Source organism: Paenibacillus sp. 19GGS1-52 (assembly GCF_022369515.1).
GTDB lineage: Bacteria > Bacillota > Bacilli > Paenibacillales > Paenibacillaceae > Paenibacillus_AQ.
Window position 1 is genome coordinate 3,636,285 of the sequence record NZ_CP059724.1, and the last position, 26,839, is coordinate 3,663,123.

Genomic DNA, 26,839 nt, shown 5'->3' on the forward strand with positions numbered 1-26,839 from the left:
ATGTCGACCCATCTTAGAGGCTGGTATTAACTCTTGTACAATTATTACAGCGTAGCTGTGCCTATACTCCTCTCTATTACCAGCGGACCAACGGATCTGCAATTCATGTAGCTGTTGGTAATTTTATTGTGATTGAATTGGGTGTTCATCTGGACGCTTTGAATTCGAAGACGGCAAGGCCAGCAGTTGAATAATGCGGTCTTTTCTTTTTTTTCGGAGAAGGAACCAGTCTGCATAAATCCGAAAAATTGAAGTCAAAATGATAAAGGGAAGAGTTAGCGTCTGCACCAGAATTTGAAGGAGCTGCTTCAGTTCATCATTGGTCATTTTTGAATACTCTACAATAACATTCTGGAAATAAGTATAGTTTTTATTCATGAGATAATAGATGGCCATTACTCCAAGGGCTGATGCGAAAAACGTTCTTACAATATCCAGTGATATTTTAATATTTTCTAAAAAAATATCTGATCTTTTTGTTTTACGTGCTTGCAGGATAAACATGAGCACATAAACGCTAGTAATAGCGAAGAACGGTAGAATCATATTCAAACGTCCAGTGACTACACCAGATACAAGGACACAAAATATTGTGAATAAAAGGGGCAGTATTAAGTATGTAATTATGGCCATCATCAATATGTTTGCGCTTAGATACAACTTGTAATTTACGTATGTAGCAATAGCCATTATACTAACCCACAATACGAGTCCCTGGCTAATACTTGAATTCCCCCTTATTATATCAGCTATGATAAATACGCTAATTGCCACAGCGTATATATACATTTTTAAATGTTTGCTTTTTAATACAGTATTTTGAATTTGTTTCATAATGGATCTTATATTCAAAAAAACTCCTCCTTTATATGATAATTTAAAACCCAATATCAGATCGAACCTTCTGCTTCCACATCCACAATAAACGTAGTTTCCCTCCTGCCGGGAAGTCTTCTCAACCCGCATCGGCACTGGCGGTGGTAAGAACCTCATTCCCTCGATCCAGTTTTGAAAATCATATAATCCGTGCTCACCTAGAAGAGCTATATCTTCGTACTGTGAGATCCATCCCTTGAGGTAAATCCAATTACGAGGTATATTCTGGATAAGAAGGGAAGTGAAAACGCTATGGGACAAACAATACACACCGCAAAAAACATAGCAGGTCGTAATCTAAAAAACGCACTTACTCGCTTGTTAGCAGACCGCGAGTATCTTACAGCTAAATATTTTTTAGTCTTAATCAATGATTATAAAAACTGCTGTGCGTATTGTAATACCCCGCAGGAAAAATTGACCAAAGAACATGTGGTAAGTAATTCAAATGGTGGTACGATGGAATTTAAAAATATATTACCTGTTTGTACACATTGTAATGATGAGAAAATAGATAAAAATTGGTATGATTTTGCAGTTAAAAAACGAAGTATGTTTATTGATAAAATCCAGAATCAAATTGCTGGTTATTTGCCACTTCAACCAATAAATGATTACCAAAATCATCCTGATATAGCCATACAAGAAGTGTACAAAAAGTACTTAGAAAAGTTAAAAACAATCGATGAAAAATTTTCCTTGTAGTTTTTAAGATAAAGTTACTCACTTATGAGTAGCTTTATTTTTTGTATTATTCACTTCATGTTCGAAGCAAACGGACATCTAAGTGCTTCGCAAGCATGATCACATTCTTTGCAACAGGCAAACTTACCATCAACAACAGATCTGAAAATATCTAACGTGCTTCCGTTACTATTCGCACATCATTTAATCTATTTTTATCCTGATTAAGGACTGATATCGGCCACACATTCCTCCTTCATCTCCTTCACAATATGCGTCTACTATACTAATTCTCTCGATCTTATTCTAATCCTAATGTTAATAGCTGGTCTACTCCAGGAGTCGTATAAATCATGGTCATTTCAATATTAGGTGAACCGTCCTCTTTAAAGTGGCCCATAAACGTGGCCACCCGATCTATTGGCACCGGCGGGTTTGCTGTAAGAAGGTCGTGTCCAAAGGCATGTCGTAGACTGTGGCAGTTCAGATGCACGATTCGTGTCCGCTTACGGTATTTTTCAATAATGTGCTGAATGCCGCGCTCGGAACATTTTGCTGATCGTTTTGAAACGAATAGATAAGGACTAGGGGAATCCCTTTACTCCAGGTAACCCTGCAGGTCAGTGCGTAGCTCGGCGTTAACTGGCAGATCCCGATACTTGTCACCTTTCCCACGTACATACACAGATCCCTTTCTAGCGCTCAACGTAAAATCTGTGAGTTCTAAATCACAAAGCTCATGCACCCGAAGTTCTAAACGAAGAAAGGTGAGCACAATTGCATTCTCCCTCTTACTTTCCTGGAACCGGACTTCCCGAAGCAAGGTGTTTTGTTCGTTTCGAGAGAGCCATTTCAGAACACGACGAGCTCTCGGGGGCTTCTTGATTGGCCTAACAGGATTATCAGGTATGTATCCCTTCTCAGCGAAAAATCTAAAAATTGCATTGAGGTGAATAAACATTAACTGATTAGTTGCAGGCGATGCAGGCTTACCACCCCTTCACCGGCAATCATTAGATGCCGCTTAAAATCGGCAATATCTTTTTGTGTAGCATAAGTAGCATCATCTAGATTATCCGAGAAGTGAACTGCAGCCAAGCACCAAACCTCATCCAACTCCCCTTATAGCTACTTACCGTTTTTTTGGAGACGCCTCGGTTCTCTAGCTGTCGTAAAAATTCTTCAAAGATGGTTTACTCCTTTTGGCCGAATTAGATAACACGACGAAACAAAAAGAGGCATTTCCCCTTCTGACTTGGACTTAACCCTCCCAACAAAAATAATTTAGATCCTACAGCAACTATTAGTCATGATGGAACGATGGTTAACTCAAGAAGGTGCAGTCCCTGCTTATGCAGCAGTTCTCCTCTTGTTAACCCCCACGGCTTATGGTACTCGGTATTCAAATTTTTTTAGATTTTTGGAGTGAACTTTGAACTTTTCGCTTTATTTAGGTAACAGGAAAACAGGGGGCCTGTTGGGTCAAACATTATAGCAATGAATTTAAGGCATAACTTGGCGAAGAGCTGCTTATAAGGAAGGACACAATATGATTTGAATTTTTAATTACTTCTTGTCGCTGTTAAGAAGTTCATGAAAATTTTCACAAAAGAATATTGTAAATAAATCAAATAGGGGGAATTCAAATGCAACAACAAATGATGGAAATGGTAAACCAGGTAATCGATTGGGGGCAGCAAATCCCGTGGTCAAAGATTTATCAGGGAACGAAAGATGTTTTGGAAATTAGCAGTAATATTCTACCGTTTATTACTATTGCAAAAAGGAAGAACGATAATGATGACCAGCAGCATCCGCAGCTGTCCCGAAGAAAGAATTGCCCCAAACCACAGTCAAGAAGACGTCGTTTGAAACCAAAAACGAAGTATCGTAAACGCAGCCGTCAATCCCATAAATAAAGAGCTAAACCAGTTGCATAGAATTGGGCATCTCTCCTATAAAGAGAGGTGCTCATATGCACAAGTGCGAGGAGTTGCAGCGACTGTGCTGCCCATACCTCTCCTTCCGCTCGGTTTTGTCCCAGGGTACGAAAGAGATACGGTAATATGATGTGACATATCAGTTGGATTTTGGTTCCAAACGATCAATTACATTGTCTACATTAAAATGAAGCTAACAATCTGGCAGATTCTTATTTATCGTATGATCAGGGATTAGGAATGTAATATTCAGTTGGCGGGGTTTGCTTATTTAAGGTGATCTTCTAATAGGATGCCAATCTCTGTCGTGTACCTGGTCAACCGAAGACTGATCTCGGTACGCATTACATCACGTGTTAGTCCAAAACGTTCCTGATAGCCGCGGCAAAAGATTTTGTAATATACCAAAAATTCCTCCTGTTCATCCGCCAGCACCCTTATATTTCGCTGCTTCAGCTCTTTTTGCAACTGATAGGTATCTTGCATGATCCTGCGCTGAATCGTTTGACCAGCCATCATATAGGCGCGTTTAAGGATGTTACTGGAGTGCTCGATCTCCTTCAGACTCTTGCTAACCATGGTATCTATGTAAGGCAGCAAAATAATATCCCGAATCATTGTGCGCTCGTCAATAGTCATCAATTTTCTTACCTCATCAGCTTGCTTCTGCTCATATTGCTCAACGTGCTCTGTCATGATCATTTTTGTTTTCCATCTTTCGTTTCCATCTAATTTACTCATTTATAGTGTCCTCCGATCTGTTCGGCCCGTTCCAGGGCAACTCCAGATTCGAGCAACGAGGATGCACGAATGAGCGCTCGGCTGCCGTACCGGATTTTGATCTGATCAATGGCCTGCTCTCGGTTGTAAGTTCGGATACGGTCATCGAATAAGGTGAGTTGCATGACATTGTCATCGATCAACTGTGATATAGATATAGCTAAACGACTTAAAGGCATACCGGTCCAATGATCCACAAATAAGCGATATGCCGCTGCTGCCACCTCATGAGTTAAAGACGAAGGCTCTGGCATTGTCATTTGTCTACTATATGAGTTTGATTTGTTGCCGTCCGTCTCTGACACCGCGATAGACACCACCGCTCCCATATACCGGTATTTCCGTGCCCGCTGGCAAACCTCGATCACCAGTTCAAGCAAGACGACCTCAATTTCAGGTAGTCGGGTATACAAATTCCAGCGCAAAGCCTTGCCGTGCCCGACTGATTTGATCTGATGACGTATTCCGGTTACTACAGGACTTGGATCAATACCACGGGCAGTCTGCCAATAATATTCCGCTTGGATATCGCTCTGCTTGCCCATGGTTGTGCGCATTCTCCGCTTAAACTCGCCCAGCTCCATGCGGGCAATATCACCAACTGTAGTAATACCCATGCGCCAAAAATTCTTGGTCATTCTGCCTGCAACCATAAACATATCCTGTACCGGCAACGTCCAAAGCGTCGACTCCAGCCGGTCATAAGTAAGTTCATAAATACCGTCCGTTGCTTTTTTAGCGTAATTATCAGTTGCTGTCTTAGCGAGTGTCTTTGTTGGTCCTATGCCTACCCGAGTCCAGACGCCTGTTGAAAGCAAAACATGATGTTGAATTTTTTTTATCATATCTTGTAGCGATCCTCCAAAATAAGCAAGAGAGCCTGTAACATCCAGAAACTGCTCATCGATGCTGTAGGGCTCTACCAAGTCGGTATAGGTCCGATATATCTCCGATATCAAGAGCGATACTTTAATGTAAGTCCCCATTCGGGCCCGGATAACGATCAACCCCGGGCATTTTGTCATGGCTTCCCCTACTCTTGATGCCGTTGTTACTCCCTGTGCTTTGGCGATGGGGCAGGCAGCCAACACAATGCCATTCATGCGGGTTGGGTCTCCTACAGCAACAGGCTGATCTAGGTACTCCGGATGGGCGGCTTTTTCGACGCTCGCATAAAATGATTGGCAATCAGACAGCAGGATGACACGATCTCTAAGCATGCCGTTTCTGTGGCTCCTGTTGCCAAGCAAGGATGTTCGTGACCAAAAATACTCGGGGCGCTCCAGTGGTCAAACAGGTAGCCCGTATACGGCCGTCACGGATGCCCACGACCTCAATCTTACGCTGCGTGATCTTTCCAGTTTTGTCTTGGTATATAATTTCAATGGTTTGACCGACATTCATTTTCATAATGAGTCGCCTCCGAATATAGGAACGTTTGTTTGTATTATAACCGTACTAGAGATTTTTTAGCAATGGTAAAATAGAACAAACGTTCCTTGTTCCCATTACTTACCTGACCAAATTACCCATCCTGAACCTTATAATTGGCTAGAGGTGAAATTATGTTTATATCCCCGATGCTGCTGCAGACGGCCCCTGGACCGTTTAGCCACAGCGATTATATATTTGAACCAAAGATAGACGGCCATCGGCTGATCTACTCCCAACAAGTCGGCAAAGTCCGACTTTACACCCGCCATGATAACGACTGCACCCAGCAGTACCCAGAACTACATCTGCCATTTGAAAATGATGTGATCCTAGACGGCGAAGTCGCCTGCGTAGATCCGGCAACCGGAGTATCTGATTTCGAGTCCGTAATGAGCCGCTTCCAATCTCGACGGGCGGACAAGATCCTCAAACTCACTGCCACTCTGCCAGCCTATTACGCTATCTTTGATGTCTTGCATTATAAGGGCCAGGACCTTCGTGCTCTGCCCCTCTTGCGCCGCAAAGAGATATTGGCAGGATTATCTCTTCCCTCCAGCAGTTACGGCGTAGTACCGCATATAGACGGCACAGGCGAGGCGCTGTTTGAACAGATTAAGTTGCGTGGTATGGAGGGTGTTGTCGCTAAACGCAAGAACAGCATTTATGAGACCGGCCGCAGATCCCATGCTTGGCAAAAGGTGATTAACTGGACCTACGCCGAAGTATATATCACCGGTTACCGTAAACAAGGATTTGGCTTGCTGCGGTACCGTCCGGCACGTCCGGTAAACTGCGCCCGGCGGGGATTATTGAGTTCGGAGCATCCCCGCTCCACAAGCAAGCATTTCGTGGCGTATCTGGCCAGCTCGTTACTGGGGAAGATAAGGAATTTGTACTTCTGGAGCCGAGGCTGCGGGCGAAGGTGAGAATAAGAAACTGGACAAAATCAGGCATGCTACGTACGCCGGTGTTTGAACAGTTCATAATTTGATTATTATAGTGACATCCTTATATGGAGGTTGATTATATGTGTGGACGCTTTACCATTACTGTCACCCTGGAAGAATTGATTACGCATTATTTAATTGATGACAGCAAAATTGCTCAGTTGAAGCCAAATTATAATGTAGCACCTATGCATAATATCCCAGCAGTAATTTCCAGTGACAAGGGAAAACGGTTGGGTGAACTGCGTTGGGGGCTGGTGCCTGTATGGGCCAAAGAAGACAAGATCGGCAGTAAGATGATAAATGCACGCGCGGAGACGGTGGCTGAGAAACCGGCCTTTAAACGCCTGCTAAAATCCAAGCGCTGTATCATTCCGGCTGATGGTTTCTATGAGTGGAAAAAAGACGGCGCCAGCAAACAACCGTATCGGATCCTCATGAGGGATGGCGGCATTTTCTCCTTTGCTGGGCTCTATGACACCTGGGAAGATCCTGAAGGTAAGAAACTCAGTACCTGCACCATTATCACCACTACCCCCAATAGTTTAATGGCGGACATACATGACCGCATGCCTGTGATCCTACGACCTGAAGATGAAGCTGATTGGCTGGGAAGAAACAATGAAGATGTACAGTCCTTGCTGGAGTTGTTGAAGCCTTACGATGCATCAAAAATGAGAGCTTATAAAGTCCCTTCTGCAGTAGGCAATGTACGGAATAATTCTAAGGAATTACTTGAAGATATCGGATAAAAACAAACCCGCCAGGCGAGTACCTGACGGGTTTATTTGCCATGAAACATATATTATGGCGCTCACTACTTACTGCTGATTGAAAACATTAGGGAAGCAAAAGCAAAGGCAGCAAACAACGATTTTAGTAACCCTGCATACTTTCGTCGTTGGGTCCTATAAATATTACCCTAGCCTTCTTCCATTATCTCCTCAATCCATTCCAAATCCTTCAATACCTCATTCTTATCAATATTGATCGATACTGTTAATCTATCGTCCTCAATTTTCTTTTCATAAGTGTAGTCAAACTCAGAGAGTACAATGTACATCAATCCACCAAGTTCCTTTAAAATGCCTCGCTGGTGTTTGAAGGTAAATGACTTTGATCCAATTTGAGGGGGAACTACAGCGTGGCCCTTTATGGCTAAATGATCTAATACTTCAAAGAGTTTATCTTCTTTAGTTAAAATCGCGCTTGGAGCATATTCCGTTTTAACAAAATATAGTTTCCCTTCATACATCACATGCACTCTCCATCTTTGTAGCATCATTATGTCCAACTGATCGAATCCACCGCCGCTTCCAGATCCTCAACACCAGGAGTCATGTATAATTAGATGGACTCTTCTTCGATCTTCAACACAAAGATGGTTTCTTCCCGGCCGGGAACCGGTTCAACTCGCATTATGGCAGACACGGGAAATCGCCCCATAACCCAGTTCGGCACTTTAGCATCTGGATCAGATGACGAAATATTCAGAAGGCGCTTTTCTGGATCATATTTAAACCCCATGTATTCTGAATTGAATCTGACCCTTCCTTTTTCTATGTAATATTCTGGAGCAAAATTGCAGGTCAACACCAATGCCCGGGGAACGACCATCTTGGCAAAACGATAGGTAGGCTGAGTCATTATAGATAACAACGCCTGGTACTGATCTTCGTCCGAATTTCCTCTTGGATAAACAATTCCTGCAGCCCTCAGCGTATCCACTTCCTCGATGCCTGGCAAAAGCTCTCCTTTCGAATGAGCCTCTTCTTCGCCGGTACTCCAGGTGATGAAACAAATTTCTTCATCATCAGGATCTAAACCATCAAAAGTAAAGGACCATATTTGTCCATTCACTACGATGTCATAATTCTTTCCGATTTCTGGTTCCCAAGGTGTTTTGAATTTCATGCTTTATCCCTCCATATTTATGTTAAGTCCAGCTGATCGAATCCACCGCGGCCTATCTTGGCTCACTTTCTACCGCTGGGTTACACCTTTTTTCACCCCACCAGCCTTTACTTCAGCTGTATCAGCTGTTCTATGGACCAATCCTTATCACTGTACGAACAACATTATAAAACCACATTCAAAACAAGCGTGACATTTTACAGTTCGAGATTTCATAGTAGTATTATCTTTGAATCGGACAGGAATATCTTGGATAGAAATATCTTCATCTCGATAGCTGCCAGATAAGAGTCCATCCATTACATGATAGCTATTACAGGAGGAGCATTTTACATTTACATTTTCAATTAGGACACTAGCGTAGTTACGAATTGATACATTTTAGATCTCACCATCAAAACTCATTTCAAAGGTATCACCACTGAAAAAATTTCCGGAAAAACCTTGGAAGTAGCCCGTACGACCATCTTTCAATAAAACGCGTTTTCCGGTTTTCATTTTAGAGAACATATTTCTTAGTTCGTTATCAATTATTTCCAACATTTTTTTTTTGATTTTCCGCATCCATTTTTTGTTTTGCAAGTTCTTTTTGGTCTGTCATTCAAATACATCTCCATTTCGTTTTATCGTGAATATTCGTGGTTCAACCCCGTTGTTCAAAATAAACCAATAAAATTCACTTATGGTGCTACTCAAATGGTTCAACTCCTTCATCTAGTCATGTCCAGCTGATCGACTCCACCGCAGCCTCCAGATCCTCCACTCCCGGCGTGGTGTAGACCATCGTCATTTGAATATTCGGCTCTCTGTTATTTTTAAAATGCCGCCATCAACACAGCTACCTTATGCAAATCTCAAATTTGATTCAATACATCATGGCCAAACGAATGCTGGAGGCTGTGACAGGATAGATGGTCTATCTTTGTTGGCTCTTGATATTTTTCGACCATATGCTGAACAGCGCGGACAGACAATTTGCTTGAACGTTGAGAAGTAAAAACATAAGGGCTGTCTGGAAGCTCGTCCTTCAGAAAATTCTCTAGAGCCGAGCGAACGTCTGAGTTGAGCGGTACTTCTCGATCCTTGAAACCCTTACCCCTGACATGAGCACTTCCCCTGCGTGAGCTGCACCCACCCTAAAAATGCCCAATCAATCCCTTCGACTTTATTGCAGATCGCACAGCTCTTCCCTTCAAGAATCAATTCCATGCGTACTTTCTCTTGCTGACAGAATGCTTCATGAACGGACGTATAATATCCGACCGCCGTCATACATGACTGCAGTTATAGCAGGTCAAGTCCCGAATCGGCTCAGTGGGAGCATCGAACATATAAGCACCACCACCATGTTTAAAATCAGCGACCCAACGAGAAGACCTCATAACGCTGACTCGATTCAAGAATCCACAACTCGGACAAATATGCGTATTAATCTGCTCTCGACAATCCGAACAATCACAAGGGCGCCCCAATCATAGTTAGGCATGATCAAGACTCCATTCTATTAAGAATATGTTCTCTATTTATCTTTTTTTCATGCATAATCGTATTCCCAGTGGGTATAACTCATATTTGAAACAGGCTCAATACTTCCATAGCGACTACCTAAAATAAGTAAATATACATCTGATTCATCAATCCAACGTTCAATGGTTAATTTCTGAGATTGCGATCCTGCTTGAAAGAGTTCCATACCAGCAGGAATATGTCCCACATTGAGAATTGCTTCTACCGCAGCTTGCCGTTCTGTAATTTAATCAATATATGTAGATGAAATAAAAACTTGTAATTTCTTCTTCATTACTTTAAGCCTCCAACTATATTGTAATTTTATAGTCCTGTGTATATCGACAATTGTGTTTGAAATTCGTGCATCCATAAAACGGCCCTCGGGACCCTTTTTTATAGACTAGGAAACCACCACACCTTGGGCATTGTTTTGGTTTTTTCAAAATCTCTATATGCCCGTTGGTGTAATCACATCCTGGATAATGAGTACATCCCAAAAAGACGGTATTTCCTACTCTGCGCGTCAAATACCCCGTTTTGCATTTCGGACACTTAGGATTCTCCGCGATGCTCTCTTCAAGCGTCACTAATTGATACGGAATTTGATCTTTCTCGATCAGCTCTTTAACAAAAATAGACATACGCTGCTCTGAGGTTAGAATGTAGACGGAGTTTCGAGTACGCGTTAGCGCCACATAAAACAGGCGTCGTTCTTCCGCAAACTCAAAGGCTTCCTGATTGGTCAGTACCCAGGAAAGCACAGGATCATCCGCAATTTTATTGGGGAACCCCACCAGACTGTTCTCCCCATTTAGCAAAATGACATGGTCCTTTTCTAGGCCCTTAGATTTATGGGTCGTTAAAAAGGAGAGCTGAAGCTCACGGTATTTCGTATAGATAATTTGGTCTTTGTCTTTATTCAGGAGAAATTCGGACTCGGCTTCTAAGAAGTTGATATCAAAATTATTACGACCAAGTAGGAGGACCTCAGCCCGCTTGCCATGATTTTTGACGATCCGCTCTATGGCCTCACGAATCGCAGCGGTTTTATCTTTTTGATACCCTAGAATTTGAATCGGCTCTGTATTTTGTTGATGTGCTTTCAGTTCCTTTTGGAGCTGTTTTTTATTTCGCATCACAAAACTTCCTGCCACATCGACAAGCTGCTGTGAGTTCCGATACGTTTGCTCAATTTTCATCATTTCAAACTCACCAAAATAGTGGCCAAAATGGGTGAAGAGCTGGAGATCGCTGCCTGCAAACCTAAAAATGGATTGCCAGTCATCCCCTACACACATGACCTTCGCCTGGGTCTGCTGACGAATGGCTTGAATGAGTCCAAAACGACTTTTGGAAATATCCTGATACTCATCGATAATGATATACTTGTAAGGAAAATGCAGTTGCTTTTGCAGGACTACTTCGGTCGCTTGATTAATCATATCGTTGAAATCGATACTGTGTATCCGTTTTAGGTGGTCAGCATAATAAGAGTGAATCGGCCGTACCAAAGTCAAAAACAGTTCCGTCCGCCGCTTTAAAAAAGGAATGTCTGGCTTCAATTTATTTTGATGAATAAACGCATCAAACTGATGTTCCTCAAACCCACTGGACTTAAACAAGCTGATGAACGTCCCGATCAGTTTTACAAATTCTTTAAAATATTTGTCCTGATCTTGTTTGTAGACGCTATTAAAAATCGACAAGTAATCGGCTTCTTGGAACTTCACACCTTTACTCAGTAACTGCTCTCGCAGCTTGTCTAGAAGTATCCCCTGCTTGTTATAGTAAGAGTATGTTTCAATCAATTTGGTTCCCTGAGCAGCATGCTGCTCCCTTTTCCATTTCATGCCCTCCAGGTACTTTTCTTCCTCGATGGGGCTTAGCCATGGAGTATGTCCTTCTTCATTCACTCCAAAATGTTCAAGATAAATATCATACTGGGGCAAGTGAAAATCGGGTTTGTACTGGCGGTAATTCTCCGTTCGCGTGTCCAGCGGATAGTCCCGTTCATATTCATACTCCACGGAATTCAAAAATAAAAAGTTCGCAATCAAGGTCTCTTCGAAGCTCTTTACTGATTCCCCTGCAAGAGTTTTCAATCGACTTTGTTGCGCTTTCGCCGCTTGGTCCACATAATCTGATTTTGACATTTTTCCTTTCAAGGTTTCAAAATCCATGTTGCGGTGAAAGTCATGATACTCCCCTAAATTATCAAATGCAGAATAATCTTTCGGAATGCTGAGGTAATAACCGAAGAATTCAATAAGATGCTTAATCTGTTGACCTTCTTCAAAAATCCGATCCTTCATATACGCTTGAATAATTTCAGTGAGGCCGCTGAAGATGTCTGGCTTCGCTTGACGATCCTTGGCAAGGATCTCAAGGCCCAAGGCGTGAAAGGTCTTTACAGACACACGGAGATGAAGACGGTGTTCTATCCGCTCTGTCATTTCCAGCGCAGATTTCTTAGTAAAGGAAATGAGTAGGATCTCTTCGGGCTTCACACCTTTGTGTTCCACCAAATACTTCACTTTGCCTGCAATCGTTAATGTTTTTCCGCTTCCCGCTCCAGCTAGCACCAAATTGCTATCCTCATCGGTGACGACAGCGATCCTCTGCTGAGCATCCAAGGACTTACCATCAATATCAGTAAGCAGTTTCTCAGCTTGCAGTAGTTCTATCTGAATGTATTCCTTGTTCCAATCTGATCGATATTTGTTCAGGTCTTTATACGTGTCAATGCTTTCAGTCGTTGATTCGGAAATCCCGCTGACATCCCCCGAGCTAAAATAATCAAACGTGTCTTTATACTGAGAAACCAGTTTCACAGCTATAGAGTGTCTGAAATAATCCTTACGGGCATCCTTTACGTCCAGAAGAAAAATCGCAGCACGTTCCGTTTGTGCTATAATCTCATCATTTAATTGTTTAATAGTATCACGGAGCTCCGAATAAAAAATCCAATACTTTTCTTTTTGAATCTGAAATAGATTTTCGATCTTTACATATCGGGGTTGGAACTTACGTTCAGTGATTACAGTCTCAAAATAATGTTCAAGTATAGGGTTAATGGCGTAAGGGAATTCTTTGGCGTAGAATAGAAGCTGCTGTTTTGACGTCAAATTGGTGATTTGCTCTTCTGAAATATAGAATCTCTGCGAGGAAATTCCTGTAAACCGTTTTTGTAATTTTATATCCAAACCTGCATTAAGCTTCAGTTGGTATTCAAACTGCTCCAACATTTTATTCCATTTTCGATTTTTAAAATATGTTGTTATCCATGATATCAAGCTGCATCACATTACCCTTCATGCTCATCTAGACTAATCGTAATATTTTCCCATTAATAATGCTACCAAATTAACTTGCACAACACACTTAAAAATAACATTGCAAATACTCAACTTTGAAAATACATCCTGCTAGATATAGAAATCCAGCGCATGTGGGCGCTGGATTTTCTAATTAATGATGCTATTAATCTGATATTTTATATGTTAATTCCCCTTTAGAAACTTCAGATAAATTGACTGAGGTTATTTCATAAAGTATCTCTAAATCCTCATCAGCTTTTACCATAAGGAAGCAAGGAAATGCTTTATTTTCCTTAGGGCTTAACTGTTCAAATTCGAATACTAAAACACTCCCTTCTTTCTCTTCATAGTGCTTATAATCTAATAAGCTTTCATATAATTTTCAAAGTCTTTTTTCAACGTTTTTGAATTTGGCTCTTGGTAAAGAGCTAAAGTATGTTCTTCTACTAAGTGTGCATAATCATATGGGTTAATTTCACTATCGGATTCGTGGCTTAATAACAAATGAAGATATCCTTCATATCCCGTGAATTCCTCGATGATTCTCGCATCAGGTTTTATAAAATCATTAATTTTCAAAACATTACTGGCTTCTAACTTTAGCTTCTTTCAAGTTACCTAATTGTAAGAACTCGGCTTCAAGCTTAACATCGAGTAACTTCAAAGCCAGATTCTCCAAGTCCTCTCGTCGAGTTCCTGAAAATTCACAATATTCTTCTTCATGATACTGTGCTGATACAAAGTCATTAAATATCCAACTTAAAGACTCTGATTGAGTTTCTGTTATACCCAACAGCTCAATTGAATTAATATTTCTCAACATTGCAAACAAAGGTTCTTGTTTTTCCTGATAAAATGTTGATTTAAATAAATTAGTACTTTTCGAGTTCATAACATTAGAAAACTCAAGAAGATCTTTCAAATAAAATTGAACAACCAAATTACTCATTTTATCAGTTTTGAAGCCTGGAAAATGATTAACCCAATTAACCAGGCGAATTTCGAAGTCTTTCCTAGCTTCTTTTGTTCCTTGAGTTGAAAACAGCATATACGTATAACTTAATGCCTTAGACATTAATTCAAGATCCGTATCGGTTGCATGCTTCCCCTTTTGTGATAAAAATTCACTTAAGTTTCTGTAAACCAGAGCGTCCAGAGCTTCTTGATCATTTTGTCATTGTATTATGCAAATTTTTTCTTTATTTGAAAATAAGGCTGTATTATTCCCATAATCCTTTTCAGACGCTGATTTCTCATTTATGCGGTTCGAAATATGTTTTGTTTCCTCATTACATGTCCCAATTTTAAAATCAACTCATAACAATTGGCTTCAGAATAATCATCAATAAGAGATTCTAACCATTTACGGATACTTGGCATGGTAAAGTTATTTTTCGATGTTTTAACTTGTACTACTTTGGGTTCTTGCTTTATGTAATACCATGCAATATCCACTTTGTCATTCTCAGTATCAGGTTCAATTTGGACATATTCCCATTCTTCAGAAACAAAGGAGTTGACAACACAAATGACGGCTTGAGCCAGATATCCCCAAGCCCCTTCCTTACCGCCCATATGTCTAACCTCCAAAACTAATCGATATCTTAATATTTCACATTCTTCAACTAACTAAGCAAATCATCAATAAATCGTGAAGGCTTAGCTTTTCCTCCAACTCCATTCCAATCAGTTCTGTGTTTAGCATAAGATAAAAACAACTTGTTCTGCGAACGCGTCATTGCAACATAGAGCCCTCTTCTCTCTTCCTGTACCTTAACCTCATCATAACCGTTTCTTCCAGGAAGAAATGACTCTTCAATGGCAACAATAAATACAACCTTATATTCTAATCCTTTGGCAGTATGAAAGGTAGATATACCCACCTTATTTATTAAGGGGTCTATGTGATTGGAGTCATCCTGCAATTCAATTTCAGAGATCAATTCTAGAAAATCAGGAGCTGTTGATTTTGAAATCCTGTCTTTTAAATGTTCAATATGTCTTAATTCCTCATCGGCATTCTCAACTTCTAACTCATCTATAATAGTTTCTAAATCCAATAAGTTACATACTCTATTGAAGATATTTAAATATGGCTTCTTTGTAATACCATTAAGGCAAAATTTAGATATATCTTTAATCATCTCATCAAATGAGTCTTCAATATGAAGTTTAGATAAAGACTTAATATTAACTTCTCCAACTTTTTCAGAATAGTATTTATAAAGATCTGGATAATCAAACCTTTCTTCTAAATCAGTTAATAGACTTAAAACGAGCAGTTCGTTACTTGGATCAGCCTTGAGTTTCATAACAAGCATAATTGTTTCAGTCAACAATGTTTCCTTATAGTTAAAGTTTCTTCCAAAATGTTGGAATGGTATGTTTCTTTCTTTCAGTGCTTCATCAATTATTTTCAAAGAAGGATGACGACTACGGTATAGGATAATAATATCTTTATATAGAATTCCACTTTGATGTAACTCACTAATTTGCTCTGCGACCCGTTGTGCCTCTTCTTCCCAAGTGTCGAATTCCACGATTTCAAAAGAATCATCTTCACCTGTATCTCTACCTGAAAGTTCTTTGCTTATTCTATTATTGTTATTCAATATCAATTTATTCGCAGCATCCAGTATAATTTGAGGTGAACGATAGTTTGCATTCAATACAAATGTCTTTGCATTTAAAATACGTATATAATCTTGAATAACTGTTGGTATTGCACCTCTCCACCCATAAATGGATTGATCATCGTCTGCGACTGCCATAATATGTTTTGCTTTCGTCCCCAACAATTGAATTAACTCAAGTTGCATGCGATTAGTATCCTGCATCTCATCTATCAGCACATAAGGGAATGCATTATAGAAAAGATTTAACACGCTCGGTTGATTTTTCAACAGTGTCACCGTAAAAAGAATAGCATCATCATAATCTATAAACTTGTTAATCCTTAATTGTGAGCTGTACTCCTCAGCCGCTTCCGAAAAATTAAAAACCTTACTCTGATGACAACTTGTAATATAATCAGATAAGTCTGAAGATGAGTTTTTTAATGAACTAATACGGCTCCTAAAATCCGTAGCCTTCATGTTTAAAGATGTCTTCCTGATGATTTGATTCATTAATGCTAACTGCTGATTACCAGCCAAAAAGGTGAATGAACGATCGAAACCTATTTTGTCACCATAAGATTTGAGTACCCACAAACAAAAATTATGAAAGGTTCCGATACGAATTTGTTTATTATCGATACCACTCGCTTTCACGCGAGATTTCATTTCATTTGCTGCTTTGTTCGTAAACGTAATAGCAAGGATCTTTTTATGTGCTTTTAGCAGACCTGACTCAAACAGATACGAAATACGGCTTGTGATGACCCTAGTTTTCCCTGTACCTGGTCCCGCAAATACCATTGAATGCCTGTCAAAATATTGAACAGCACTACATTGTTCATTGTTTAAGTCATTAAGCGCCTTCATCTTTAAAAGTCATCCTCTTCTGGGTCATAATCTTCTTCTGGGCTTTCGTTGCCTTCATCTTCAGCTTCATCATATTCTTCATAGTCGCGGAATTTCTTTTCAGAATCCTTATCTTTATCATCTTTAGTGATGTTGTAACCTGCTAGTTCCATAACTGCACTAAGCGTATTATCAATAAAGTCTTGCGGGAAATGATCATAGAACACTTCACCAATGAGTCTTCCCGTTGTTCTTCCTTTGATTTTCCGAAACGAGTCTGCGATACACTTCCTAATTGATTCTTCAGCGTCTGGGACACTTTCTAGAATGGGGAAGCATTCACTAATATCCGCTTCTGCTTTACGTAGTGCTCTGATCTCCTGTCCCTTGTCCTTGTCAAATCTAGATATTGCTCCCTTTAAATCTGAAAATAAATCTAACATTCTCTCGGCTGGTAAAAGTCCTTTTAAGAAAAGAAGTAATTCTTCAATAGGAACATGAAGACAAACTAGGCCTTCAATATCTCCCATATCAGTATTTCTAGGTATTTCATAAAATGCTGAACACTCTTCTTTAATCTCCTTAATAACTTTTTCGTGATTTTCATCTACCGAATCATAATCAATCATTGCTACATTTGGAATATTAAAGTTGTTCAATAATTGAATAAATGCTTTTAGATTATTTTTACCACCTGTGTTAATGACAGATACTCCAACACGATCTAAATCATAGATATTATTTTCGTCAGAACAAGCAATTCCTAATGCAGGAAAAAGTCCTTGCTCTGTAGGGCCCTCCACCAAGAGCACAGCTTTTGCAAAGAAAGCATCCGCTTTACCAACGTCTAAATGTTTCTCGTATGATGCAATATGAGCATTCGGGAATTTAGCAGGTAATTGAATACAAGTGGACACATCTCCATTGGGTTGCTTCCGAACCAAACAAATTTGTTTTGGGTTAATCCATTCTATTAACGTAGGAGAGTGAGTAGCGACCCAAACTTGCCTCGATTTAGAGAGTTCCAAAACCTCTCTATACATTGCTCTTTGAGAATGCGGATATAGATGAGATTCTGGTTCATCAATGGCAAATATACCTTCACGCAACTTACCAATTCCCGCAAAAGCTCGAAATACGCTCACCGTCAAAACACTTTGCAATCCTAGCCCTAGTTGATCTATATTTAGGTATTTTTCTTCATTGCGATGTCTTAATTGAAGTTGAATATTCCTTTTTATATCTGTAGCTGAAGAAGCCGCTACAGTTAGTCGGACAGTTCCATCTTTATCAGACAAATCAATAACTTGCCGTGTTATACTGGCCACGCCTTTTATGAGCTCACTGATGTCGGTATTTTCATTTAATGTTTCGCCAGCTTCATCAAGCTTCCCTAATATTTCCTCCTCTTGATTAGATAAATCAATTTGATCAAGAATTCTTCCAAATAGACTGCCCTTATTAGATTTGATAGCCCTGTGATCACGAAGAGCATCTTGAAAATAAAATGAAATTAATCTTTTTTCAGAAAAACTAACCGAGCGTTCAGGCTGCCGTTCGTAAACAAGAGAAGGCTCCACTTCTTTGGTGTCTTTGTCATAGACACATTTAAACGTAAATGGCAAAAAATAATGATCATCTCCATCCACAATTTTAATATCAACCATCCCAATAAACACTGCTTTAACTTCTTCACTTAAATCCGAGAAAATAATATTAACTTCAATCGGAAATTCTGGATTGTAAAAATCAGTTTCTTGAAATTCCAAAGTACGTATTGAACGCTCAGGATTAAACAGGCTGTGTAATATAGTAAGAATGCTGGTTTTCCCAACATTATTTTCACCAATAAGAACAACAATGTCGTGTTCATTAATTTTCCGAGGAACAATTGTAACTTTTTCATCAAAATTTCTAAAGTTCTTGATATGCAATTCTTCAATTCTCACTAAGACTCCCCCGATAAGGTTTCTGTTATGGTAGATTTCAGATCTATGTACTTTTTACATATATAAACATATCATATTTTGTCTAAAAAAAATGTCGAATATTGGTCGAAAACGACACTTTCAATTCTTTCCGTTTATTCCTTGTTTTCTTTCTCCCAAATGCGTTATCCTAAAATATGAAATGATGAGAACCTGGGGGACTACTATGGACTGGAGACGGTACGAAGTTGAAATATACCAAAAGTTAAAATCAGAGTTCCCTGAAGTGAACATTACATTTGACGGTAAGATTTTGGGACATCAAAGTAAAGTCGAAAGACAAATAGATGTATTAGCTGTCGGAAAATTTATGGGACATGAAATAACACTCGCAGTAGAGTGCAAGTACTACTCTAAGAACATTGACGTGAAAATTGTTGATGGATTCATTGGATTTTTGGAAGATATCAAAGCTGATATTGGCATTATTATCACTAACAAGAATATACAAATAAAAACCTCCTTACATAAAACTTCGGCTATCCGAACAGCCTGCCGGGTCCCACCGGCAGGCTAGGTAATTTAACTATCGTGTCCCGTTACTTGAACGTCGAACCGAAAATTATTTCCTCAACTGAAACAAGTAAAGTTAAGATCAACGAATATTGTCTTTAAATCGAAACTCTTATCTTCGATATAATCCATCATATCTACCAAACAAGGTTCTTTCTTGAATGTTGCCTCCAACATTATCCAGTAGTCATCTTCATGTAATTCAATAAGATAAGCAAGATTGTATGCCTCAAGTAACTTTAATTCTTCCTTGAACCTCGTTTGAGAAATATTTAGTAACCGTCTGATTAAAGATTCTCTAACTCCATAAGTTTCTCTACCCGGAACAAATACAGAACGTGAAAGTAAAGCGTAATAGAACTCTCGCGTTATTTACGGCAACTCTGCAAGTTGATTATAAAACATCTGATATGATGGATTCATATCATCAATCCTGAGATTGACACGATGCTTTTCGTTAATATGTGTTACCAAATTACTGCAACCCATGTACTTGTTAACAGGTCGTGGTTCCAGCTGGTCTAACATGGATGTCGCCTCGCCTGAAGGTGTGGTTCCAACATCTAAATCGCTAAATACTCTAATCAGATTGCTTTGTAGAAAATCATATGTAGATTTAATCTTGTCGAGAGGAAGAGAAACTATAGCTCTTTCTAAATCACCAAAATCCCAAATATCATTTTCAATTTCAAAATGAAGATTTGAAGCCAACTCAGGGTTAATCCCATCATAGCTGCTTTGCTTAGCCCCAAGTATGAGAATAACAAATCGTTCATATCTTGCTTTTTGTTCATCCGTTATTTTTTCAAAGGTATGATTTATCTTGGTCGATTTCTTATCTGTTGTTACTTGAATGCCAAGTTTCTGGACCTCATCACCTAAATCTAACCCAGGTTCGTTAGATCTCGTTTCATTCAAGTTAACAAGGTTATATCCATAAATTAGGTTCAAAAAATCCTTGATGAAATCCTCACAATATTTATTCAAATCGTACAGCCCTAATTTACTTCTGGTTTGAAGGACAAAATTAAGTTGTCCCAGCCCATCCATTATATCTCCTAGCAATTTCCCACGAGTTAACATCGCTCATATCCCCCAAAATAAAGTTTAATTGCTCCTCTAGCAGACAGATTCCCACAGTTGCTAATTTTAAAGATTCCTTGCCTCCAATCTTGGTTCTCGTGGTACCATCCAGGTTTGCGCATAGGTTACTCTAGAAGTCTTTTCGAGTATGTCATTCAGATAGAATGGTTATACTCTAGCTCTGTAACAGAAGATCCTGTCATAGCAAGGCATGCTTTTTTCTTGCCACGCCGAGAGGCGATTTTCCAAAACTTCGTCGAGAGTTCAGTATTTCGGGAGCGAGCGATTACCCAAGCCGCTTCGCATAAGGCAACTTTTGCGTGCGAATTGCCGTTTACGCTCTTTGTACTTTTTTTTACCGGCACTTTCATGGTTTCCCGGAACCACGCCTGCCCAGCTGCAACTGCAGAATTTTACAATTTCATCAACACCGTATACTTTGGCCAGATTAATTATAAGGTCTTGTTATATTTAGGCCGGTAATACAGTATAGCGGCACTTTCGTATTTTCTTAATGCTTTGGTTACTTGAGAACGATAAAAATTTAGATCATCATCTGATATGTCCAGTTCCCACCAGGGAAACTCTATAATATGAACCCTTGATTCAGGATGGTTTTCAAGAATATTAGGAAGTTGATGGTGGTTACTTTCAATTTTAGAGATGCGTCTGTCTATCTTCAGTGACATACCTACATATAGAACATTTGCTTTCTAAAAAATGAGATATAAACCAGTAACATCGTATTCAATACGTTTAAGACAATCCCTTAGAAGAAAGCTATCTTTTATTTAATGAAATTTTTCGATTAATATTGAAGAAGTACTAAAAGCATATTCCTCACTACCTTCATTAATATGCCTAATAATTGTTTTGTTTTCATGGTTACGATATAGTACTACTTCAACACCTTCTCCTAAGTCATTGTAAATTACTAATAGGTTAGCTGGAATCAATTTTCCATCACAATCTATTGTTAAAGTTGCTTTCATATAATAAGTGTATACTTCGTTTTCCATTAAGGATCCAAAACCTACTTGTGAACCGTGAACAACATTAAGAGTTGGAAAAACATCAGTTTCATGATTTTTCTGAATTATCAGATATTCTATAACGCTATCGAAACGCTCTTCCAGCCCTTCATGTACACTGGCATAATCAAGACCGCCAGTGGAAATTGCGCTTGCAATACTAAGAAAGCTAAGCTCATAAGGAGTCAATTTAGTGTAATCAAGATCCTTGATGAGTATAGATAATGCTCTTCTATTAGGAAGAACATTATGATATGTCCAGCTTCTAATTAAATCAATAAGTAGTTTCTCTGATTCGGATTTAAAATATTTAATAACTATATCTGGGAATTGTAATATCAAACTCTTTAATTGTTTCCCTTCGATAAGATGAAAAAGAAATCGCTCATGTTGCATTCTTAAATCTACCCAACTGCGAGTAGCAGTTGTTAGATAGGAACTAGTAATAACTACAAGATGTCTTGCCCATTCTACACTAGCCCAATCAAATTTTGTGCTGATCTCATTAAGCGGCACTCCGTTTGTATAGTATTTACATTCGATAAACCACTTTTCCGTTATAGGTCCAGTTAAGGGGTTACCTGTTGTATAGAGAGCCTCAATATCTCTTCCATTATCAGCGCCACCTTGTCGCCATTTTAATGTATGAAATCCTTGTCTTGATAAAAGGTCATAGCTTAACTCTTCAAATTGAATGGAACTGGTCAATAAGTCAAAATTGATATCATCCTCAGAAAAATACAATATTATCACCTTTTCTTAAAATGTCTTCCAAACATCTCATACAACTTCCCAACAGCAACCGTTAATCTGAAACGAAGAGGTAAAGTATTAATGGTGCGTAGTCAGATTCAATCTCACTAGTTTGTATTACTTTGACCCTCCATTGTTCATATAAGTGGACGATCGTAGGTGACTGATCAAGATGATTAGCGCATGTAGAGGTTACCGGATCATTCGCCTGTCCTACACTTTGAAACCGGCGCTCCCGGAAGAATACCCGGAGCACGAACCTCAGCCTCGCTACGCAGCTTGACGCTGGCGTGACAGTCTATAACTTTTTTTCCAAGTCTAACACTTTATTTTTCAGTCTAATACTTTATTTTCTTTGGATAATTGATACGTAAGCTAACCAGTACGCACAGTTATACGTTTTATGTCAGAACATGAATATGTATTTTGATGATTATCAATCTGATATGTAAGATATCCTTGTCCATATTCGGCAAAGGTACCAGATTCTTGTCCTGAGCAAAGGACTAGTACTTGGTACCTTAAAATACAAAACCCGTGATGTGCGCAGATTCTTACGAGATTATGTTCTTGTACACCGACAGGAGATAAAGCACCTTGCTTTTATATTCTAGGTAACACCCTCTTGCTATTACCGCCCTTCCAGGTTTCCCCGCGCCCATTGCGCCCAGTTATTTCCCGTTGATACCGGTCCACCTGATCGGGCTACTATAGCCCTGGCGATCCGGCGGGCGGCTGGCCGTTGAAAGTTCTCTTTTTGAGTTCTTAACAAGTTGAGGAGGAAAACAAGTATCACAAATCATCTTCTTTATTTTCCCGTTCAACCAGAGAGGTCAATGATTACATCAAATAAGGCTTATCGAAAGGGTAGTGTTTTCAAATGCCGGGGATCATGAATAGATAATTAATTGTTAACTAACACAGCATGCGCCTCAAAAAAAAGATCCCGAAGATAGTTTGCCTTTAGGAGTTTTCATCGAATTTTAAAAAGCTCAAACCATTCATAGCCATGTTTAATGGTAATGTTTTTCATACCTCTTCAATATTTCTAATGTGGAAATTAGAACCAAATTTAAACGGAAAATAGAATCCTCTTCGTCTGAAAGCCCCGGATGAGAACCTTCGGGATGCAGTCTTTTCCAAAAGGTTTCATAATAACCTGTTCCATTACCTATCCATTCATTAAGTTCCTTATAAAATAGAGGAGGATTTGCATGGGCTAAACTAATTCGAGCAAGCTTGCTGTCTGCGGGCACACTGCCCGTTATTCTTTTTGATAACTGATTTATCAGATCCTCTACATAGCTTCTTAATTGACTATTACAAGCTGCCCAATCCCCCCTATTAAATGCGTTTATCGCTTGTTTGTAGTGGCCATGGGCTACCACTAAATTGTACTTTTTCAGCAATATCTCAAGTAAAGATTCACTTTCCGGGAAGTCGATCACCGTTTCGAAAGTTCTTGTTAACTTTCCTGCTTCAATGATAAAACCATCTCTTAACAAGAGTCGCCTTAAGTCGGGAAAGTTTATAAACTCATTCGTTAACGGATCAAAGTGGTATGGATTAGATGCAGCTTGACTAATAACTTTTTCTATAACTTCAAAAACAAGATTGTCGCTTAATAATCCAGGCAATGAAGGGTTCTTAATAAAGTGGTTTGCCAAGCTTGCTACTCTATCACTTTTACTACTTCCCCCAGAATAATTTCCCAGTTCATAACGGATAAAAAATTTGTTCATATCCGCATGAGAATTAATATTACTAAATAGGTCCATTACGTCAACAATTGTAGCACTTGAAAACATATTGATACCTCCTACGTTCATCATTTGTGATTCCGGAGATGCGATTACATCACAATTAAATATATCGGCTAATCTAGCCAAAAGCATCGATAGCATCGATGAAAATCACAAACTATTACACTGTTAACATATGATTCGTTTAATGGTTACTTTACGAACCCCTACTCAGTAGTAGCCGTTGATGACGCCCCGTAGCATCGTGAATTTTAATGCTAGTGATCCGGATAGAGGATACACCGGTTACAACCTTCCTGCTCGTTTAGGTCGTGCCAACGCTGTTTGTTAGAATAATAAATTAGATGGAAAAATGATTAGATTATCATCAAATCGGCAATAGTACCATGTTCTTGTCCACCGACACACAAAGTTACCTACATTCGGTCAAGGTTGGGAGTCCCTTCAAAATCTTTAAGCTTCTACGGTAGGATCGGCCATAGCATGGGCCTCCTGTATGCCCAAATGACCAATTTCCCTTCACCAAAATGCATATCCAGGCAATAACTGACTGGAAAACAAACGGCATAGGGCTTTTCCACATGCCGTTTTGGATTCTATTTTTATTCCCATTCTTATCTTGAACTAAACTAATGACATTGACCGTTAGTTCTCCTCTTTCTGATGCCCTACCTATTCGAATGTTCACAAAACTACGGATACACCGCTGCTACATTAAATTCTTAATACCCGGTTACCTGGAAATGTTAGACTTGGATATAAGAGTTCCTTTACTTTATACATCGATGCCGATCCACTTGCGTTCTCCAAAAACACACCCGGAATCCCATCCCCGCAAAACCGTGCATTTTCTTTTCCGAATATTTCAAGAACGGAAGTAATTGTGCGTATAAACGAGTCCTGCGGCGCTTCTTTTCTTAATTTCTCTAAGAAGCTATCTATTTGATCTTTGCCAATCCATCCGTTGGTCGGAATAGCACTCTTTCCAACCACAGAGCAGAATATTCCTTTCCCCCTATTCTTTCTGGCTGATAGCAGGCTTCGATAGATAACATCATCGCTCGGCAATGAATACCCCATTAGAACCACATGTTGTGTTCTTTCCAGAGAAACTCTCATGTCCCGCTGAATTTCTTCAACGAAAGAGGGATGCTCGCCTTTGAAATTACTTTGCATAACAAGCGGAACATGCTGAGCCTCGGTTATGGTGCCGCAGAAGGTGCACTGAATTGCATCACTTCTTCCCTTATCCTGCGCGTTCTTCTCTTGAAGTGATTTTACTTCATACCCGAAGCTGAGTGAAGGCAACGGCAATGGCGGAAACAGGGTTGCCGTATCCAGTCCCCATTCACCGCCCATATACATTGTCAGCTTCCCACAGTTGGGACACTCCCTCCAACCGGAGCAGCCATGAGGAAAATAATATTTTCCGACACGTACTCTTCTGGAGGTTATGTGTTCCGGATCGTTCATTCTTTGCACAACAGTTTCATTAAATGGATACCAGACCTGCGGGGTATTGCCATCAATTTTGCGAACGCCCATAAAATGGCCCATATCATGGAATAGCTTAAGCGGCATAGGTGGCTCCCCGATAACCGGAGTTGAAGCTCCATTGTTATGATTATTGTGTACATTGAATAACAACCATAGCAGAATTGGATCCCAGTTCATCGATATAATCGAATGGCTGAATAAATAGAAGGAACGCTCTTGCAGCTTATCCTGTTGGTTCTTGTAGAGATCAAATCCTTCTTCTATCATTAACTGATAAAGCACTTCGGCAAACGATTCGTACTGCTTAATCAGGTCCTTTTTTTCGGCAATAGCAAATTGAAAGTCCAAGGTATGCATTAGAATCGTCAGCATTTTCAAGGTATTGCGGGCACCAATCATTCGGTTGAACGGAATAAACGAAGCATCAACTTCATCGGGAACATAGAACCCCTGTCGATTCGAAATATGCATGTCAAGAATATTGAACAGATCCTGCAGTTGAAACTCTTCTTTCGTATTGCCTGGGCAGATCTGAATAATGCGGTAAAGTGTATTCCAGTCGTATGTACTCCTTAATTCCTCCAGCCGGGTCCGCTGCTGATCCTCGTTCAATAACGGAAATTGCCGGCGGACGGACTCCATTGCCTCTGTACTTTTATCCGGATCACCCAGTATATTTAACAGATCGACTACAGCCTCCAGCCATACTGGTTTATCATATTCGATAGATCTCTTCACCCGGTCAGTTAGAGCAGCATCTTTTTGTGCAAGCACGTAAAAAGATTCACTAAGTTTCTGCGTGGTTCGCATCCCTATAGCAGCAGTAGCCCCTGCACCCCAGAATATAGCGGTTTCCGGCCATACCGGTGTATACTCTAGTATTGTCACTTGGAGTCCCTGACGCAGATTCTCGTAATTATTTCCGAGCAGTCCACCGTAAACTCTGCTGCAATACGCTTGAAATACAGCTCTGTTGCAAGAGCTTCTAGGTCTGGTGAAACGGTAAAATTAGCGGTTTTGTGGCGCAATTCAATTGATATATTACTCGCTGTATCCGCTGTATAAAACAAATTGAATTTCGCCTTCGCATCATCCGGAAGCTTAAACGAGTATTGAGGTATGCCAGATAAGGTGATCTTCATTTGAATACCTTCTTTTTCCAGTATGCTTATTGCGGCTATTATGTTCACATTCATCTTCCTTTCATTTGGAAAATTATTCATCATTACTGCTAAATGAAACATTCCACACGCTGAATCAAAATCCTTTTTTCCAATTCACTTTATGAAAGAACAACAAGAAATCGATCCGAAAAGGCTGCTTTACTATTTGTCGCTTCTCTTGAT

24 protein-coding genes and 3 pseudogenes are annotated in these 26,839 nt (G+C 39.7%); 5 read left to right on the forward strand and 22 right to left on the reverse strand.

Going from position 1 to position 26,839, the window contains the following annotated elements; all coding sequences use genetic code 11:
• Nucleotides 1-123: 123 nt before the first annotated feature.
• Entirely contained in the window at nucleotides 124-852 is a 729-nt protein-coding gene (locus H1230_RS16995) for a hypothetical protein (protein WP_239710934.1), read from the reverse strand.
• 276 nt (nucleotides 853-1,128) lie between these two features.
• Here H1230_RS16995 and H1230_RS17000 point away from each other — a divergent pair, with 276 nt between their 5' ends.
• A complete protein-coding gene (locus H1230_RS17000; RefSeq protein WP_239710936.1) occupies nucleotides 1,129-1,581 on the forward strand; it encodes an HNH endonuclease in 453 nt (150 codons plus the stop codon).
• A 280-nt stretch (nucleotides 1,582-1,861) separates the two neighbouring features.
• On the opposite strand, the pseudogene H1230_RS31715 reads toward H1230_RS17000, so the two are convergent.
• The 3 genes and pseudogenes from H1230_RS31715 to H1230_RS17010 form a co-directional block, all read right to left on the reverse strand.
• Nucleotides 1,862-2,140, reverse strand: a pseudogene (locus H1230_RS31715) (tyrosine-type recombinase/integrase); the annotation flags it as partial.
• 18 nt (nucleotides 2,141-2,158) lie between these two features.
• Nucleotides 2,159-2,335, reverse strand: a complete 177-nt coding sequence (locus H1230_RS17005) for a hypothetical protein (RefSeq protein WP_239710938.1) — start codon at nucleotides 2,333-2,335, stop codon at nucleotides 2,159-2,161.
• 185 nt (nucleotides 2,336-2,520) lie between these two features.
• Entirely contained in the window at nucleotides 2,521-2,658 is a 138-nt protein-coding gene (locus H1230_RS17010) for a hypothetical protein (protein ID WP_239710939.1), read from the reverse strand.
• A 548-nt stretch (nucleotides 2,659-3,206) separates the two neighbouring features.
• Between H1230_RS17010 and H1230_RS17015 the strand changes: the two genes are divergently transcribed.
• The gene (locus tag H1230_RS17015) at nucleotides 3,207-3,479 is read left to right on the forward strand and encodes a hypothetical protein (RefSeq protein WP_239710941.1); all 273 of its coding nucleotides are present in this window, start codon (nucleotides 3,207-3,209) and stop codon (nucleotides 3,477-3,479) included.
• A 288-nt stretch (nucleotides 3,480-3,767) separates the two neighbouring features.
• Here the strand turns inward: H1230_RS17015 and H1230_RS17020 are convergent, their stop codons facing one another.
• From H1230_RS17020 to H1230_RS17030, 3 genes are read right to left on the reverse strand one after another with little or no spacing between them, the layout of a single operon-like run.
• Entirely contained in the window at nucleotides 3,768-4,241 is a 474-nt protein-coding gene (locus H1230_RS17020; protein ID WP_239710943.1) for a YhjD family protein, read from the reverse strand.
• Nucleotides 4,238-5,500 carry a DNA polymerase IV gene (locus H1230_RS17025; protein ID WP_239710945.1) on the reverse strand — a complete coding sequence of 421 codons (1,263 nt, stop codon included), beginning with the start codon at nucleotides 5,498-5,500 and terminating at the stop codon, nucleotides 4,238-4,240. The genes H1230_RS17020 and H1230_RS17025 overlap by 4 nt, the downstream gene beginning before the upstream one ends.
• Nucleotides 5,493-5,690: a hypothetical protein gene (locus H1230_RS17030; RefSeq protein WP_239710947.1), complete on the reverse strand. Its 198-nt coding sequence runs from the start codon at nucleotides 5,688-5,690 to the stop codon at nucleotides 5,493-5,495. Before H1230_RS17030 ends, H1230_RS17025 begins: the two co-directional genes overlap by 8 nt.
• Before the next feature lie 155 nt (nucleotides 5,691-5,845).
• Here H1230_RS17030 and H1230_RS17035 point away from each other — a divergent pair.
• Both H1230_RS17035 and H1230_RS17040 read left to right on the forward strand, forming a co-directional pair.
• A pseudogene (locus tag H1230_RS17035) lies at nucleotides 5,846-6,705 on the forward strand (ATP-dependent DNA ligase).
• A gap of 36 nt (nucleotides 6,706-6,741) precedes the next feature.
• Nucleotides 6,742-7,413, forward strand: coding sequence for an SOS response-associated peptidase (locus tag H1230_RS17040; RefSeq protein WP_239710948.1), 672 nt, complete (start codon nucleotides 6,742-6,744; stop codon nucleotides 7,411-7,413).
• A 170-nt stretch (nucleotides 7,414-7,583) separates the two neighbouring features.
• On the opposite strand, the gene H1230_RS17045 is transcribed toward H1230_RS17040, so the two are convergent.
• From H1230_RS17045 to H1230_RS17085, 10 genes and pseudogenes are all read right to left on the reverse strand, one after another.
• A complete protein-coding gene (locus tag H1230_RS17045) occupies nucleotides 7,584-7,916 on the reverse strand; it encodes a hypothetical protein (protein WP_239710949.1) in 333 nt (110 codons plus the stop codon).
• A 92-nt stretch (nucleotides 7,917-8,008) separates the two neighbouring features.
• The gene (locus H1230_RS17050; protein ID WP_239710950.1) at nucleotides 8,009-8,575 is read right to left on the reverse strand and encodes a hypothetical protein; all 567 of its coding nucleotides are present in this window, start codon (nucleotides 8,573-8,575) and stop codon (nucleotides 8,009-8,011) included.
• An 854-nt stretch (nucleotides 8,576-9,429) separates the two neighbouring features.
• Nucleotides 9,430-9,681, reverse strand: a pseudogene (locus tag H1230_RS31720) (tyrosine-type recombinase/integrase); the annotation flags it as partial.
• A 428-nt stretch (nucleotides 9,682-10,109) separates the two neighbouring features.
• Nucleotides 10,110-10,328 carry a DUF4062 domain-containing protein gene (locus H1230_RS17055; RefSeq protein ID WP_345773439.1) on the reverse strand — a complete coding sequence of 73 codons (219 nt, stop codon included), beginning with the start codon at nucleotides 10,326-10,328 and terminating at the stop codon, nucleotides 10,110-10,112.
• Nucleotides 10,329-10,392: 64 nt separating this feature from the next.
• Nucleotides 10,393-13,377 carry a UvrD-helicase domain-containing protein gene (locus H1230_RS17060; RefSeq protein WP_239710952.1) on the reverse strand — a complete coding sequence of 995 codons (2,985 nt, stop codon included), beginning with the start codon at nucleotides 13,375-13,377 and terminating at the stop codon, nucleotides 10,393-10,395.
• 384 nt (nucleotides 13,378-13,761) lie between these two features.
• Nucleotides 13,762-13,980, reverse strand: a complete 219-nt coding sequence (locus H1230_RS17065) for a hypothetical protein (protein WP_239710954.1) — start codon at nucleotides 13,978-13,980, stop codon at nucleotides 13,762-13,764.
• A gap of 4 nt (nucleotides 13,981-13,984) precedes the next feature.
• Nucleotides 13,985-14,476, reverse strand: coding sequence for a hypothetical protein (locus tag H1230_RS17070; RefSeq protein WP_239710956.1), 492 nt, complete (start codon nucleotides 14,474-14,476; stop codon nucleotides 13,985-13,987).
• A 182-nt stretch (nucleotides 14,477-14,658) separates the two neighbouring features.
• The gene (locus tag H1230_RS17075; protein ID WP_239710957.1) at nucleotides 14,659-14,976 is read right to left on the reverse strand and encodes a hypothetical protein; all 318 of its coding nucleotides are present in this window, start codon (nucleotides 14,974-14,976) and stop codon (nucleotides 14,659-14,661) included.
• A 50-nt stretch (nucleotides 14,977-15,026) separates the two neighbouring features.
• Nucleotides 15,027-16,886: an ATP-dependent helicase gene (locus H1230_RS17080; protein ID WP_239710959.1), complete on the reverse strand. Its 1,860-nt coding sequence runs from the start codon at nucleotides 16,884-16,886 to the stop codon at nucleotides 15,027-15,029.
• 2 nt (nucleotides 16,887-16,888) lie between these two features.
• Nucleotides 16,889-18,814: an ATP-dependent nuclease gene (locus tag H1230_RS17085; RefSeq protein WP_239710962.1), complete on the reverse strand. Its 1,926-nt coding sequence runs from the start codon at nucleotides 18,812-18,814 to the stop codon at nucleotides 16,889-16,891.
• A 205-nt stretch (nucleotides 18,815-19,019) separates the two neighbouring features.
• Here H1230_RS17085 and H1230_RS17090 point away from each other — a divergent pair, with 205 nt between their 5' ends.
• On the forward strand, nucleotides 19,020-19,370 hold the full coding sequence (locus H1230_RS17090) for a restriction endonuclease (protein WP_239710964.1): 351 nt from the start codon (nucleotides 19,020-19,022) through the stop codon (nucleotides 19,368-19,370).
• A 368-nt stretch (nucleotides 19,371-19,738) separates the two neighbouring features.
• On the opposite strand, the gene H1230_RS17095 is transcribed toward H1230_RS17090, so the two are convergent.
• The 5 genes from H1230_RS17095 to H1230_RS17115 form a co-directional block, all read right to left on the reverse strand.
• Nucleotides 19,739-20,449 (reverse strand): SMEK domain-containing protein, encoded by a 711-nt coding sequence (locus H1230_RS17095; protein WP_239710967.1) that lies wholly within the window; start codon nucleotides 20,447-20,449, stop codon nucleotides 19,739-19,741.
• A gap of 791 nt (nucleotides 20,450-21,240) precedes the next feature.
• Nucleotides 21,241-22,224: a restriction endonuclease gene (locus H1230_RS17100; RefSeq protein WP_239710969.1), complete on the reverse strand. Its 984-nt coding sequence runs from the start codon at nucleotides 22,222-22,224 to the stop codon at nucleotides 21,241-21,243.
• Nucleotides 22,225-23,246: 1,022 nt separating this feature from the next.
• Complete coding sequence (locus tag H1230_RS17105) at nucleotides 23,247-24,041, reverse strand: hypothetical protein (RefSeq protein ID WP_239710971.1); 795 nt, start codon at nucleotides 24,039-24,041, stop codon at nucleotides 23,247-23,249.
• 669 nt (nucleotides 24,042-24,710) lie between these two features.
• On the reverse strand, nucleotides 24,711-26,381 hold the full coding sequence (locus tag H1230_RS17110; protein ID WP_239710974.1) for a hypothetical protein: 1,671 nt from the start codon (nucleotides 26,379-26,381) through the stop codon (nucleotides 24,711-24,713).
• Nucleotides 26,378-26,683 (reverse strand): hypothetical protein, encoded by a 306-nt coding sequence (locus tag H1230_RS17115; RefSeq protein WP_239710977.1) that lies wholly within the window; start codon nucleotides 26,681-26,683, stop codon nucleotides 26,378-26,380. Before H1230_RS17115 ends, H1230_RS17110 begins: the two co-directional genes overlap by 4 nt.
• Between the last annotated feature and the right edge of the window lie 156 nt (nucleotides 26,684-26,839).